Origin of the sequence: Streptomyces sp. 2-1, assembly GCF_048564895.1 — a bacterium.
Taxonomy (GTDB): domain Bacteria; phylum Actinomycetota; class Actinomycetes; order Streptomycetales; family Streptomycetaceae; genus Streptomyces; species Streptomyces phaeochromogenes.
Map to the genome: position 1 here is coordinate 3,126,670 of NZ_CP183383.1, position 12,736 is coordinate 3,139,405.

13 protein-coding genes are annotated in these 12,736 nt (G+C 71.4%); 10 read left to right on the forward strand and 3 right to left on the reverse strand.

Annotated features, from left to right (window positions below):
- Window positions 1–193 precede the first annotated feature (193 nt).
- Both ACN20J_RS13765 and fdhA read left to right on the forward strand, forming a co-directional pair.
- Complete coding sequence (locus ACN20J_RS13765) at window positions 194–1,465, forward strand: MFS transporter (RefSeq protein WP_189840440.1); 1,272 nt, start codon at window positions 194–196, stop codon at window positions 1,463–1,465.
- Window positions 1,466–1,582: 117 nt separating this feature from the next.
- Window positions 1,583–2,809: a formaldehyde dehydrogenase, glutathione-independent gene (gene fdhA / locus ACN20J_RS13770; protein ID WP_361901087.1), complete on the forward strand. Its 1,227-nt coding sequence runs from the start codon at window positions 1,583–1,585 to the stop codon at window positions 2,807–2,809.
- An 83-nt stretch (window positions 2,810–2,892) separates the two neighbouring features.
- Here fdhA and ACN20J_RS13775 read toward each other — a convergent pair whose 3' ends face one another.
- Window positions 2,893–3,321, reverse strand: coding sequence for a VOC family protein (locus ACN20J_RS13775; protein ID WP_200398964.1), 429 nt, complete (start codon window positions 3,319–3,321; stop codon window positions 2,893–2,895).
- A 100-nt stretch (window positions 3,322–3,421) separates the two neighbouring features.
- Here ACN20J_RS13775 and ACN20J_RS13780 point away from each other — a divergent pair, with 100 nt between their 5' ends.
- Both ACN20J_RS13780 and ACN20J_RS13785 read left to right on the forward strand, forming a co-directional pair.
- Complete coding sequence (locus ACN20J_RS13780; protein ID WP_189840437.1) at window positions 3,422–4,327, forward strand: pseudouridine-5'-phosphate glycosidase; 906 nt, start codon at window positions 3,422–3,424, stop codon at window positions 4,325–4,327.
- Window positions 4,324–5,274 carry a carbohydrate kinase family protein gene (locus ACN20J_RS13785; RefSeq protein ID WP_419665976.1) on the forward strand — a complete coding sequence of 317 codons (951 nt, stop codon included), beginning with the start codon at window positions 4,324–4,326 and terminating at the stop codon, window positions 5,272–5,274. The genes ACN20J_RS13780 and ACN20J_RS13785 overlap by 4 nt, the downstream gene beginning before the upstream one ends.
- A 257-nt stretch (window positions 5,275–5,531) precedes the next feature.
- Here ACN20J_RS13785 and ACN20J_RS13790 read toward each other — a convergent pair whose 3' ends face one another.
- Window positions 5,532–6,326 carry a methyltransferase domain-containing protein gene (locus ACN20J_RS13790; RefSeq protein WP_419665977.1) on the reverse strand — a complete coding sequence of 265 codons (795 nt, stop codon included), beginning with the start codon at window positions 6,324–6,326 and terminating at the stop codon, window positions 5,532–5,534.
- Window positions 6,327–6,561: 235 nt separating this feature from the next.
- Between ACN20J_RS13790 and ACN20J_RS13795 the strand changes: the two genes are divergently transcribed.
- Complete coding sequence (locus ACN20J_RS13795) at window positions 6,562–7,689, forward strand: magnesium and cobalt transport protein CorA (RefSeq protein ID WP_189840434.1); 1,128 nt, start codon at window positions 6,562–6,564, stop codon at window positions 7,687–7,689.
- 67 nt (window positions 7,690–7,756) lie between these two features.
- Here ACN20J_RS13795 and ACN20J_RS13800 read toward each other — a convergent pair whose 3' ends face one another.
- Window positions 7,757–8,185, reverse strand: a complete 429-nt coding sequence (locus ACN20J_RS13800) for a CBS domain-containing protein (protein WP_189840433.1) — start codon at window positions 8,183–8,185, stop codon at window positions 7,757–7,759.
- Window positions 8,186–8,343: 158 nt separating this feature from the next.
- On the opposite strand from ACN20J_RS13800, the gene ACN20J_RS13805 reads away from it, so the two are divergent.
- From ACN20J_RS13805 to ACN20J_RS13825, 5 genes are all read left to right on the forward strand, one after another.
- On the forward strand, window positions 8,344–8,985 hold the full coding sequence (locus ACN20J_RS13805) for a uridine kinase (RefSeq protein WP_419665978.1): 642 nt from the start codon (window positions 8,344–8,346) through the stop codon (window positions 8,983–8,985).
- A gap of 118 nt (window positions 8,986–9,103) precedes the next feature.
- Window positions 9,104–9,499, forward strand: coding sequence for a PPOX class F420-dependent oxidoreductase (locus ACN20J_RS13810; protein ID WP_189840431.1), 396 nt, complete (start codon window positions 9,104–9,106; stop codon window positions 9,497–9,499).
- A gap of 57 nt (window positions 9,500–9,556) precedes the next feature.
- Window positions 9,557–10,258: a DUF2293 domain-containing protein gene (locus tag ACN20J_RS13815; RefSeq protein WP_419665979.1), complete on the forward strand. Its 702-nt coding sequence runs from the start codon at window positions 9,557–9,559 to the stop codon at window positions 10,256–10,258.
- 281 nt (window positions 10,259–10,539) lie between these two features.
- Window positions 10,540–11,019, forward strand: a complete 480-nt coding sequence (locus ACN20J_RS13820) for a DUF1772 domain-containing protein (protein ID WP_189840429.1) — start codon at window positions 10,540–10,542, stop codon at window positions 11,017–11,019.
- Window positions 11,020–11,232: 213 nt separating this feature from the next.
- Complete coding sequence (locus ACN20J_RS13825) at window positions 11,233–12,720, forward strand: glutamate synthase subunit beta (protein ID WP_419665980.1); 1,488 nt, start codon at window positions 11,233–11,235, stop codon at window positions 12,718–12,720.
- Window positions 12,721–12,736 lie beyond the last annotated feature (16 nt).

Here is a 12,736-nt window from a genome sequence, read left to right on the forward strand (position 1 = left end):
CTTGAGCCGGCTCGTCGGCGCTCGGCCGTGGGGTCGCGGTCGCTGTTGTCGTGAAGGTGTCCTGAACTCAGGACAAGGGGGAGGGTGCGCCGGTGACCACATCGATCACACACGGGGATGTGTCCGAAACGGTGCGGTTCGCAGCGGCGGGCAGGGTAGGCGCGTCCAGTTGTAGTGCCGCGGGACGCTGCCGGTGACGGCCGTCGAGCGACCGGTCGCCGGACCCGTCGACGCGGCGGCACTGCCGGCCCTGCGGCGCCGGATATCCGCCGTGCTCGTCGCCAGTCAGATCCTCGGCGGGCTGGGGGTGGCCACCGGTATCGCGCTCGCGGTCGTACTGGCCCAGGAGGTCGCCGGCACCGAGTCGCTGGCCGGGCTGGCACCCACGGCGACGGTCACGGGGACGGCCCTGCTCTCCGTGCCGCTCGCCGCGCTGATGACCGCGCGTGGCCGTCGGCCGGGGCTCGTGCTGGCGTATCTCATCGGTGCGTTGGGGGCGGGGATCGTCGTGGTCGCCGCGGCGATGAACAACTTTCCGCTGCTGCTGCTCGGCATGGCGGGGTTCGGCGCGGCCTCGTCCGCGAATCTGCAGGCGCGCTTCGCGGCGGCGGACCTGGCCGAGCCGCAGCGGCGGGCACGGGCCATCTCGAACGTCGTGTGGGCCACGACGATCGGCGCGGTCCTCGGTCCCAACATCGCCGCGCCCGCCGGTCGCAGCGTCTCCGGGCTCGGCATACCGGAGGCGGCGGGCCCCTTCCTCTGGGCTGCCGGAGTCTTCCTCATATCGGCGCTCCTGGTCGCGGTGCTGCTGCGGCCCGACCCGCTACTCACCGCGCGTGCGCTGGCGCCGGTCGAGGAACAGTCCCCCGCCGCGCGTTCCATACGGGCCGGGGCAGCCGCCGTCCGGGCCTCGCCGCGGGCCCGGCTGGCCCTGGTGACCGTGGCCGTCTCGCACACGGCGATGGTGTCGGTGATGTCGATGACACCGGTCGACCTCGGTCACCACGGCGCGAGCATCGATCTGATCGGGCTGGTCATCAGCATCCACATCGCGGGCATGTTCGCGTTCTCGCCCATCATGGGCCGGCTGTCCGACCGGTTCGGGCGGCTGCCGGTGATCGGTCTGGCCATGGGACTGCTGGCGTGCGCGGCGCTGCTCGCGGGCACGGCGGGTGCCAGTCACACGCAGACCGCCGTCGGGCTCTTCCTGCTGGGTCTCGGCTGGTCGGCCGGTCTCGTCTCCGGCTCCGCGCTCCTGACGGACTCCGTGCCGCAACCCGCACGCGCCGCCGCCCAGGGCTTGTCCGACCTGACCATGAACACGGCGGCGGGTCTCGGCGGTGCGGCGGCCGGCCTCGTCGTCGCCGTCGCGAGCTACGGCTGGCTGAACCTCGTCGCCGCGTGTCTGCTGCTGCCGCTCGGCGCGCTGACGCTGTTCACCCGGGGCCGGCCCGCCGCATCGTGACGCCCGCAAGGAGACCCGCGCGAAGGCTGGCCGGAACGGTGCGGCGGTAGCAGACTCCGCCATGCGCACAGCCACTGGCATCCGAAGTCACGGGGGCCGAAGGGACGGCGATCACGTATGAGCGGGAACCGGGCAGTCGCGTATCTCAAGCCGGGCGCGGTGGAAGTCAGGACCATCGACTACCCGACGCTCGAACTGCAGGACGGGCCAGGGGTGGCATCCGCGAACATCGGCCGCAAGTGCCGGCACGGAGTCATCCTCAAAGTGCTCGCGAGCAACATCTGCGGCAGCGACCAGCACATGGTGCGCGGCCGGACGACAGCGCCCGAAGGGCTCGTACTCGGGCACGAAATCACCGGGGAGGTCGTGGAGCGAGGCCCGGACGTCGAGTTCGTCGAGGTCGGGGACATCGTCTCGGTGCCGTTCAACATCGCATGCGGGCGGTGCCGCAACTGCAAGGAACGCAAGACCGGCATCTGTCTGAACGTCAACCCGGCCCGCCCGGGGGCGGCCTACGGCTATGTCGACATGGGCGGCTGGGTCGGCGGCCAGGCGGAGTACGCCATGGTCCCGTACGCGGACTTCAACCTGCTGCGGTTCCCGGACCGGGACCAGGCGCGCGAGAAGCTCCTCGATCTGACCATGCTGTCGGACATCTTCCCGACCGGGTTCCACGGCGCGGTGACCGCGGGCGCCGGGGTCGGCTCGACGGTGTACGTGGCCGGGGCGGGGCCGGTCGGTCTCGCGGCCGCGGCGTCGGCGCAGTTGCTGGGCGCCGCCGTCGTCATCGTCGGCGACCTGAACGCCGAACGTCTCGCGCAGGCCAGGAGTTTCGGCTGCGAGACGGTCGACGTCAGCCGGGGCGATGTGGGCGAGCAGATCGACCAGCTCCTGGGTGAGCCGGAGGTGGACGTGGCCGTCGACGCGGTCGGTTTCGAGGCGCGGGCCCACGGTCCCGACGCCCCGGAGGCACCCGCCACGGTCCTCAACTCGCTGATGGGCATCACGCGCGCGGGTGGCGCGCTCGGTATTCCGGGCCTGTACGTCACGGACGACCCCGGCGGGATCGACCAGGACGCACGGACCGGGACGTTGAAGGTGCGGCTCGGTCTGGGGTGGGCGAAGAGCCACCGCTTCACGACCGGTCAGTGCCCGGTGATGCAGTACCACCGGGGCCTGATGAAGGCGATCCTGCACGAGCGGGTGCACATCGCCAAGGCCGTCAACGCGACGGTGATCGGCCTGGAGGACGCTCCGCGCGGCTACGCCGAGTTCGATCAGGGCGCCAGCCGCAAGTACGTCCTCGATCCGCACGGGGCACTGAACGGAGCGAGGCCTGTCTGAGTCCCAAAGGCCAAAAGGGTGTCCACGCGCGCGTGGACACCCTTGCTCGTGCCGAGGAGCTGCTCGTACCTCGTACCCAGGAGCTACTCGTAGTGCCGTGCTTCGAAGACATTCCCGTCCGGGTCCCGGAAGTAGAAGCTCCGCTTGGCCTTTCCACGGGCGCCGTACGCGTCGTGGGTGAAGTCCGAGAGGGGGACGGCACGCTCCTCAAGGCGGGCGCGGAGTGCGTCGAAGTCCTCGCCCGGGAGGGACAGGCAGACGTGGTTGACCGGATGGCCCGCGCTGGCGGCCGCGTCGGGGACGACGTCCATGCGAGGGGCCATCGTCAGGGGCGCGAGGTCGAAGATGGTCTCCTCGTTGAGGCGCACCGAGGGGAAGGCCACCTTCCCCGCGGCGAACTCGGTGACCCTGATGGGCTCAAGGCCCAGCGCCTTCTCGTAGAAGTCGGCCGAGGCCACGGGGTCGCGCACCCAGAGGACGACATGGTCGAGACGTGTCGAGTTGTCCGTCATGGCCTCAGGCTGCTGCCCCGTTGAGCTGGTCGCAAGGGTTTGGCCAGGCGCGTCTCCCGCCAGGGATGAGGGGAGAACCGACAGAACAGGAGGCACGCGCGTGCTGGTGGTTTCCGAAGAGGTACGGGAGGCGCTCGCCGCGGGGCGGCCCGTGGTGGCGCTGGAGTCCACGATCATCGCGCACGGGCTGCCGCGTCCGCGCAATCTCCAGGTGGCGCTGGAGCTGGAGGACGCCGTCCGCCAGGAAGGCGCCGTTCCCGCGACGATCGCCGTGCTCGACGGGCAGCCCCGCGTGGGTCTCGACAAGGAGCAGCTGGAGCGGGTCGCCAACGAGGACGGCATCCGCAAGCTCGGGCATCGCGATCTGCCGCTCGCGGTCGCCGCGGGGGTCAGCGGCGCCACCACGGTGTCCGCGACCGCGCTGCTGGCCGCGCAGGCGGGCGTACGGGTGTTCGCGACGGGCGGGCTCGGCGGCGTACACCGGGAGTGGACGGTGACGCAGGACGAGTCCGCCGATCTGGGGCTCCTGGCCCGCACCCGGATCACGGTGGTGTGCGCGGGGGTGAAGTCGATCCTGGATGTGCCGGCGACACTGCAGCGGCTGGAGACGCTGGGGGTCGCGGTCGCCGGATACGGGACAACGCACTTCCCCGGCTTCTATCTGTCCGACTCGGGTCACCCTGTGGACTGGACGCTGGAGTCGCCCGGCGAGGTCGCGGCCGTCATGCGCGCACAGGACGCGCTCGACGGGCCCGAGTCGGCGCTGATCGTCGCCAACCCGGTGCCGGAGGCTGAGCAGCTCGATCCCGAGCTCCACGCGCGCGTGCTCGCCGACGCGCTGAACGCGTGCGAGGCGGAGGGCGTGAGCGGCCAGGCGGTGACACCGTTCCTCCTCGGCTACCTGGTGCGCCACACCGAGGGGGCGTCGCTGAGCGCCAATCTGGCGGCGGTACGCGGCAACGTACGGCTCGCGGGACGGATCGCGGCGGCCTGGGCAGGCGCGTGACCGGGGCGAGCGGCTCCAAAGGAGGTCCCGGCGAGGCTCCCGGGGCTCCCGGGGCTCTCCTGGTCGTCGGCGACGTCGTCACGGATGTCGTCGCCCGGCATCGTGGGCCGCTCGCGTCCGGCACCGACACGACCGCCGCCATCCGGACCGTGCCGGGCGGCGCGGGCGCCAACGTCGCATGCTGGGCGGCCCGCCGGGACGGCACTGAGGTACGCCTCCTCGGCAAGGTGGGCATGGACTCCGCCGCGTGGCACGAGCGCGAGCTGGCCACTTCGGGAGTGCGCCCCCTCCTGGTCATCGACCCCGAGGCGCCGACCGGGACGGTGATCTGCCTGGTGGACACGGGCGCTTCGGCGGAACGCACCTTCCTCACGGACAGCGGCGCGGCTCTGCGGCTCACCCCCGACGACTGGTCCGAGTCATTGCTGGACGGTGTCGCCCGGCTGCATCTGTCGGGCTATCTGTTCTTCTCCGAGTCGTGCCGTGCGCTGGTGGCGGTGGCCGTGGAGTCGGCACGCGCGCGTGGGGTGCCGGTGAGCGTGGATCCGGCGTCGGCGGGATTCCTCACGGAGCTGGGGGTGGACCGCTTCCTCACGCTCGCCGAGGGCGTCGACGTCCTGCTGCCGAGCAGGGACGAGGCCTGTCTGCTGACCGGCCTGCCCGATCCGGCGGACGCGGCGGCCAAGTTGAGCCGCCACGTCCCGCTGGTGGTCGTCAAACAGGGCGGGGCCGGTGCGCTGGTCGCCCGGTCGGGGGAGGTCCGGGCCCGGGTTCCGGCGGTGCCCGCGACCCCGGTCGACACCACGGGTGCCGGGGACGCCTTCACCGGCGCCTTCCTGGCCGCGCTCCTCGCGGGCACCCGCCCGGAGGAAGCCGCTGCGGAGGGGTGCCGGGCCGGGGCACGGGCGGTGGAACAGGTGGGCGGGAGGCCGCCGACGAACACGTAGGCCTCCCGGGCCGCGGGCTGCCCCGCCCGGCCTCGACAGCCGTCCGACCGGCCCCGACAGCCGCCCAACGGGCCTCTGCAGCCGCCCCGATCCGCCTCGGTAGCCGGCCCGGGCTGCCCGACCCACCCGGGCCGGCTTCGGCTGCGGCTGCGGCTGCGGCTGCGGCTGCGGCCTGAACGTCCGAGGCCGGTCGGGGCGGCACGGTGCGGCACAAGCACTCCAGCCCTCGCAGGGCACGTCACCCTCGCCAGGAACCACTACACCTTGCGCCCCCACGCCGAGATCAGCGGCGCCGTGGCCAGGTCCATCCCGCCCGTGGCCACGTTCGCGAGGTGGCGGTCGATGTCCTGGTCCGTGGCGAGGCCCGCGGCGACGAGCCGGTCGCGGACCTGACGGATCGTCGCGGACTCCAGCGCGCCGCAGGCCGGCGAGGTGATCGGGAAGTACGCGTCGGCCTCGACCTGCCGCAGCCCGGCCTCGCGGAGCAGACGCGAAAGCCGGCGCCCGTACGCGAGGTCGGCGCCGTGCTCGGTGAGCAGCTCACGGAACCCGTGGCGCAGCCGGTTGGCCAACTGCTGTTCGGGGCCGTGCTCGTCGGGGCAGGCCAGCGGCTGGAGCGCCGGGTCGGCGTCCTCGACCAGGAGCCGGCCGCCGGGCCGCAGCGATCTGATCATCGAGCGCAACGCCCGCTCCCTGTCCGCCACATGGACCAGGACGAGCCGCGCGTGCACGAGGTCGAAGCCCTCCCCCGGCGGTTCGTCCACACCCACGTCATGCACGCGCAGCTCGATCGGCGTGCGGACGGCCGAGGTGGCCCACGAGGTGTCGATGTCCGTCGCGACGACCTTGCCGGTGGGGCCGACCTTCTTGGCGAGCCAGGACACCACGGACGTACCGCCCGCGCCGACCTCCCAGCAGCGCCAGCCGGATCCGATGCCGAACCGTTCGATGTGCCGGAACGTCGTGGGGTCGAAGAGAGCGGCGAGGGCGTCGAAACGATGCCCCGCCTCGGTCTGCCGGTTGTCGAGGAGATACCCGTCGGTTCGCGTCATGCGCCGATCATCCCAGTTGTCCCGCTTGTCCATGATGGTTGACGCTCCCGATGTCAAGCGCGTCGCACTCGGCCCGCCAACAGCCGTCGACGCCGCTTCTGCACCGACCGAGACGATGGATCCGGAACGGAATCCTCCGTTCCCACAGGCTTTCCCGGCCGTCAAAACATCCTGGCAGACTGGCCGCGGCAAGGCGCAGAGTGCGGCGCGAGGAGATCCACGCAAGGAGATCCAGATGTCCATGGCAGGGAATCTGCGAAGGGTCACGGGCCTGAGCAAGGTCGGCGGCCTGCGCAGGGTGGCACGGCTGACACGGCGGCGCACGCGTGTCGACCTGAGTCACCCGGCCCGGTCTCCGCTGGGCACCGCGGTGGTGAACTGCGTGGCGTACGAAGAAGGGTCGAGGGTCCCCGCCGGCCGCGATCTGGTCGAGACGGTGCAGCGGATCCGCAAGGCGGACGGCGGATTCGTCTGGCTCGGGCTGCACGAGCCGACGGAAGTGGAGTTCGCGGGCATCGCCGAGCTGTTCGACCTCCACCCGCTAGCGGTCGAGGACGCGGTGGACGCCCATCAGCGCCCGAAACTGGAGCGGTACGGCGACACGCTGTTCGCGGTGTTCAAGACGGTCTGCTACGTCGAGCACACCGAACTGACCGCGACCAGTGAGGTGGTGAACACCGGCGAGATCATGGTGTTCGTCGGCCAGGACTTCGTGGTCACCGTGCGGCACGGCAGGCACGGTTCGCTGGGCCCGCTGCGCGAGGAGCTGGAGGCCCGCCCCGAGCAGCTCGCCAAGGGCCCGGCCGCGGTGCTGCACGCGATCGCGGACCATGTGGTGGACGACTATCTGAACGTCACGGACTCGGTGCAGGAGGACATCGACCAGGTCGAGACAGATGTGTTCGCCGCGAACGGCGCGCGGGCCGACCCCGGGCGCATCTACCAGCTCAAGCGTGAACTCCTCGAGCTGAAGCGGGCGGTGGTCCCGCTGGGCCGACCCATCATGGATCTCGCCACCCGGCCGATCCGGGTGATCGACCCGGAGATACAGGCGTACTTCCGTGACGTCTCCGACCACCAGCTGCGGGCCGCCGAGCAGATAGCCGCGTTCGACGAACTGCTCAACTCGATTCTGCAGGCGCATCTCGCACAGGTCAGCGTCGCGCAGAACGAGGACATGCGGAAGATCACGGCCTGGGCGGCGCTGATCGCCGTGCCGACCATGGTCTGCGGGGTCTACGGCATGAACTTCGACTACATGCCGGAGCTGCACTGGAAGTTCGGTTACGGCCTGGCCGTCGGCATCATCGCCGTCGCGTGCTCCACGCTCTACCGGGGGTTCAAGCGCAACGGCTGGCTGTGACACGCACTCGTCCGGCGCGCGTGGCCGGACGAGCACGTGTCCCGGTCGTGCCGTGGGGACTTGGGGGTCAGCGTGCGGCGCTCTTCGCGTAGACGCTCTCGGCCCAGCCCGCGAGTTGTTCGTCCGTCAGATGCGCGGCCAGGTCGGCCTCGCTGATCATCCCGACCAGGCGCTTGTTCTCGATCACAGGAAGGCGGCGGATCTGGTGTCCCTGCATCTCACCGAGTACGTCGCTCACGTCGGCGCCCGAGTCGATCCAGCGCGGTGTGCCCTTGGCCATCTCCCCCGCGGTGATGCGTGCCGGGTCGTGACCCATGGCCACGCAGCCGATCACGATGTCCCGGTCCGTGAGAATGCCGCAGAGTCGTTCGTTCTCGTCACTGATGGGCAGCGCGCCCACGTTGAGCTCACGCATCAGCTGGGCGGCACGGTCCAGCGTCTCGTGAGCGGGAATCCACTGGGCGCCGCGGTGCATGATGTCTCCGGCGGTGGTCATGTAGTACCTCCCGGTGCCGGACGGCCGGCGCGGCGCGGGGAGGCACCGCTAGTCCCGGCGCCCTACATTCTCGCCGGGTATGAGGAGATACGCACCCGGAAGTTCGCCGCTTCCGCCTGACATCCCGGACCGCCGCTCCCGCCCACCCGCGCGGCATCATGGGCCGGGTGCGACTCGAAGCGATCACCTGGGACCGGCTCGGCGACCTCCTCGCCGAGCGCCTGCTCGACCTGAAGCCGGCCGACGGCAGCCCCTGGCCACGTATCGCCTTCGACGGGGCTCCGGCCGCCCGGCCCGGTGATCTCGCCGAACTCGTCGCCGAGGCCCTGCGCCTGCGCGGCCGGTCCGCACTCGTCGTCGGCACGGAGGACTTCCTGCGGCCCGCCTCCCTCCGGTTCGAGTACGGCCACCAGGACGTCGAGGTGTACTACGACGGCTGGTTCGACACCGGTGCCCTGTGGCGCGAGGTCTTCGGGCCGCTGGAAGCAGGCGGTGACGGCCGTGTACTGCCCGATCTCTGGGACCCGGCCACCGACCGGGCGACCCGTAGCCCGTACGTCCAACTCCCGCCCGGTGCCGTGCTGTTGCTGCACGGTCCACTACTGCTGCACCACTGGTTCCCGTTCGACCTCACCGTCCACGTACGCCTCTCACCGGGCGCGCTGCGTCGGCGTACCCCCGAGAGCGAGCACTGGACGCTACCCGCGTACGAGCGCTACGAGAGCGAGACGGCGCCGGGCGACACGGCCGACGTCCTGGTGCGCGCGGACGACCCACGCCACCCGGCATGGAACGGCTGACACAAGGCAGGGGTTCCGTCTCCGAGGCGGGGCTTCCGCCCCCGCGGCAGAGCTTCCGTTTCTCGATTCCCACCCGAAAGGACTTTTACATGCACGCGCATATAGTTAGTCTGGCGCCATGACGATCTCCTTCGACGACTCGGTCCGTGCGCTCCTCGACGGCAAGAACTTCGCCAGCGTCGCCACTCTCGGTCCCGGGGGCGCTCCCCAGAACTCGGTGGTCTGGTTCAAACGCGAGGGCGACACCGTGCTCTTCTCCTCGACCGACGGCCGGCAGAAGATCCGTAACCTCCGGCGCGACCCACGCGTCAGCATCTCGGTCTACGACCTGGCCAACCCCTACACCTCGGTGGAGATCCGCGGCACCGCCGAGATCCTCCCCGACGAGGGCAAGCGCCTCCCGTACGAGCTCTCGCACAAGTACCTCGGGATCGACCCTCCCGAGGAGAAGGACGACGAGGTCCGTGTGATCGTCCGTGTCGTGCCCGAGCGGATCGTCGGATTCTCGGCGTGAACCGGATTCCCGGCGTGAACCGGACGGGCCGCCTCGCCGGGCGGGAATGACACACCCATGACGACCACGGCAACTCCCCCGTCCCACACCGGGCTTCTCGTCGTCCAGCCGGTCAAGCGGCGGCACTGTGCCGAGTGCCGGGGCGGGCCGCTCTCGTTGCTGGTGCTGGAGGAGGGGACGCCTCGGTGTCTCGACTGCGCCGACCTCGGGCATCTGGTGTTTCTGCCGCGCGGTGACACGGCGTTGACGCGGAGGTCGCGGGAGGGGAGCGCGCTGTCGGCGGTGGTCGTACGGTTCAACCGGCGGCGGGGCCGGTACGAGCGGCAGGGTGTGCTCGTCGAGGAGGCGGCGCTCGCGCGGGCCGAGGAGCGCTGTCTCGCGGACGCGGAGGCGCGGACGCGGCGCCGGGCCCGGGACGCGCGGCGGCGGGCCGCGGAGGATCTGCGGTTCACGAACGCGTTCGCGAAGGAGATCCGGCGGCTGTTTCCCGGTTGTCCGGACGATCGGGCGTACGCGATCGCCGGGCACGCCTCGGTGCGGGGCAGCGGGCGCGTGGGACGCAGTGCCGGCGGGCGTGCCTTGTCCGAGGGCGCGGTGACGTCGGCGGTGCGCGCCGCGGTCCGGCACACGGACACCCCGTACGACGAGCTGCTGATGAGCGGCGTTCCGCGGCATGAGGCACGGCGGCGGATCGCGCCCACGGTCGAGACGACGCTCGCGGGGTGGCGCGAGGGCACGGGCGGGGCAATGCGGGGGTGAGCGAGCAGTAGCTGCCCCGCCCGGACGCTCACCCGATCAGCCCTCGGCCACACCCCGACTCTCCGGCCGCCCACGCCCCCCGAGCCGGCCCCGGACCCCGCCCCGAGACGACCGAACATGCCCCCGAGTCCCTCGGCCATGGTCACCCTTCCCGTACGGCATTTCACTTGTGGTGACAGGGAGTGCCGGGCAGGATCCTGGGGTTCGGGGTCGTCCGGACCTGCGGTTCTGGGAGCGGTGCGCGAGTTGTTGCCCAAGGGTTTTACTTACGGGGAGTTGCCATGATCGAGGGACCGTACTTCGTCATCACTGTGGTGGGGGTGCTCGGCACCGGGCTGGTGGCCGGCGTCTTCTGTGGGTTCTCGACGTTCGTGATGAAGGGCCTGGCCGCGCTGCCGCCGGCGCAGGGAGTCGCCGCGATGCAGGCGATCAACGTGACCGCGCTGATGCCGGCGTTCATGTTCGTGTTCATCGGTTCGGCGGTGATGTGCGCCGTGCTCGCCGTGGTCACCTTCGTGCTGTGGCCCGACGAGGGCACGGTGGAGATGCTGCTGGGCAGCGCGCTGTATCTGTTCGGCTGTTTCGGGGTCACCATCGCGGCGAACGTCCCGCGCAACAACAAGCTGGCCACGATGGAGGCCGGTACGCCGGAGGCCGTCGCGTACTGGCCCACGTATGTGAGCGAGTGGACGATGTGGAACCACGTCCGCACGATCGCGTCGGCCGCCGCGTCGATCTCGTACGTACTGGCGCTGACCTGAGGCGTACCCGGTAGCGCTCGTCGGCCCGCGTGGCCGCGCCCCCGCTGGATGTGCCCGCTGCGGCTGTGCCCGCGCACGTCCGAGGCGGGCGCGGCCACAGCGTCGTATCGTGGCGGGAAGAGTCTGCCGACAGGCCCTCGGCCCGCCGCCCGGACGATGGCGTCGGAGACGGAGACCGCAGGGGCACCGTTCACGTACGTGAGGGAGACGGCCGTGGCCGATCCCAAGGGTTTCCTCAATGCCTCCCGCGAGGAGTGGCCTCGGCGCCCCGTCGGGGAGCGGGTCCACGACTGGGACGAGGTGTACGTCCCGGGGGCTCTGCTGCCGATCATCCGCACGCAGGCCGACCGGTGCATGGACTGCGGTGTCCCGTTCTGCCACGACGCCTGTCCACTGGGCAATCTGATCCCCGACTGGAACGACCTGGTCTCGCGCGACGACTGGCGGGCGGCGAGCGACCGGCTGCACGCGACGAACAACTTTCCCGAGTTCACCGGCCGGTTGTGCCCCGCGCCGTGCGAGGCGGGCTGTGTCCTGGCGATCAACCAGCCGGCGGTCACCATCAAGAACGTCGAGGTCGCCATCGCCGACCGGGCCTGGGAGGACGGGTTCGCGCCGCCACGGCCGCCGGACCGGCTGTCCGACCGGACGGTCGCGGTGATCGGCTCGGGGCCCACCGGGCTCGCCGCGGCGCAGCAGCTGACCCGGGCCGGGCACACGGTCGCCGTGTACGAGCGGGACGACCGGATCGGCGGGCTGATGCGGTACGGGATCCCCGAGTTCAAGATGGAGAAGCGGCACCTGGAACGGCGGGTCGCCCAGATGCGGGCGGAGGGAACGAAGTTCCGTACGTCGACCGCCGTCGGCCGGGACGTCGGGGCGGCCGAGTTGCGGACCAGGTACGACGCGGTCGTCCTCGCCGTAGGTGCCACGGCCTGGCGCGAACTGCCCGTCCCTGGGCGGGAGTTGAGCGGAATCCATCAGGCGATGGAGTACCTCCCGCTGGCCAACCGGGTGTGCGAGGGCGATCTGGAGACGTCACCGCTGTCGGCGGCGGGCAAGCATGTCGTGATCGTCGGTGGTGGTGACACGGGTGCCGACTGTCTGGGTACGGCGGTGCGCGAGGGTGCGAAGTCCGTGACGCAGTTGGACATCTACACGCAGCCGGGCGCGGAGCGGGACGAGGACGCCGACCCGTGGCCGGTGTACCCGAAGATCTACCGGCTGTCGGCGGCGCACGAGGAGGCCCGGGACCTGGAGACGGCTCCCGCGGCGGACGCGGACGCGCGGCTCTTCGCGGCGTCGACGCTCCGTTTCACCGGTGACTCGGCCGGGCGGGTGCGGTCGCTGCATCTGATCGAGGTCGACGCGGAGCGCCGCCCGCGCCCCGGGACCGGGCGGGTGCTCCCGGCCGACCTCGTGCTGCTCGCGCTCGGTTTCTCCGGCCCCGACCGCTCCGACGGCCTCGTCGACCAGCTCGGACTCGCACTCGATCCCCGCGGCACGATCACCCGCGACGCGGACTTCGCGACGAACGTGCCCGGCGTGTACGCCGCCGGGGATGCCGCACGCGGCCAGTCCCTGATCGTGTGGGCGATCGCCGAGGGGCGGGCGGTCGCGGCGGCGGTGGACCGGCAGCTGACGGGCACCTCTCGGCTACCGGCGCCGATCGGGCCGTACGACCGCCCGATGACGGCGTAACCCCTCGCCGAAGGCA